This is a genomic window from Okeania sp. SIO3I5, assembly GCF_010672085.1.
Taxonomy (GTDB): domain Bacteria; phylum Cyanobacteriota; class Cyanobacteriia; order Cyanobacteriales; family Microcoleaceae; genus Trichodesmium.
The window spans coordinates 21,654-22,590 of record NZ_JAAHHT010000004.1; the positions used below are offsets into that span (position 1 = coordinate 21,654).

Consider the following 937-nt stretch of genomic DNA (forward strand, 5'->3'; position numbering starts at 1 on the left):
GGCAACTCTTCCTAAAATAACTTTTTTAGGAGAGGTAAATTTTCCCACAGGTTGAAAATTTAAAAATACAGAAGTAGGGATAATTTGGGAAGTTTGGGAAGTTTGGGGAGTGTATGTTTTTGACTTTTTGGTTGTAAATAGATGATTAGGAGAAGTCGAGGAGAAGTAGGACTTGGTGCTATTATGAATAACCTCTGAGTGTATAAGACGCGGGGACGCGGAGATTGGATAAAATGAGGAAACTGAGTAATTAAGGATTGGGGGACTGGGAACTTATGACAGATATTCGTTCTTTTAACTTTTTTATATGAATAACCTAAAAAATCAAAGATATAAATATTTAATTTTGACTTTAGTTACTGGTTTAATTATTCTGATAATTACACCTACAGTTATTAAGTCAATGACTAAGGCGACTCTTCCTCAAATAACTTTTTTAGCAGAACTGAATTTTTCCACAGGTTGAAAATTTCCAAATACAGAAGTAGGGAGAATTTGGGGAATTTGGGAAGTGTGGGGAGTGTATATTTTTTACTTTCTGGTTGTCAATAGATGATTAGAAAAAATTGAGGATAAGCAAGACTTGGTGCTATTATGAATAACCTCAAAAATCCCAGATATAAATATTTAATTTTGACCTTAGTTACTGGTTTAATTATTCTGATAATTACAGCTATAGTTATTAAGTCAATGACTCAGGTAACTCTTCCTCAAATAACTTTTTTAGCAGAACTGAATTTCCCCACAGGTTGAAAATTTCCAAATACAGAAGTAGGGAGAATTTGGGGAATTTGGGAAGTGTGGGGAGTGTATATTTTTTACTTTCTGGTTGTCAATAGATGATTAGAAAAAATTGAGGATAAGCAAGACTTGGTGCTATTATGAATAACCTCAAAAATCCCAGATATAAATATTTAATTTTGACCTTAGTTACTGG

Annotated in this window: 2 protein-coding genes; both read left to right on the top strand. The window is 32.7% G+C overall.

Translation table 11 applies throughout. The features are described 5' to 3' along the window. Positions 1-307 precede the first annotated feature (307 nt). Entirely contained in the window at positions 308-466 is a 159-nt protein-coding gene (locus F6K40_RS01485; protein WP_293130395.1) for a hypothetical protein, read from the top strand. A gap of 128 nt (positions 467-594) precedes the next feature. Next, entirely contained in the window at positions 595-753 is a 159-nt protein-coding gene (locus tag F6K40_RS01490; protein ID WP_293130397.1) for a hypothetical protein, read from the top strand. Positions 754-937 lie beyond the last annotated feature (184 nt).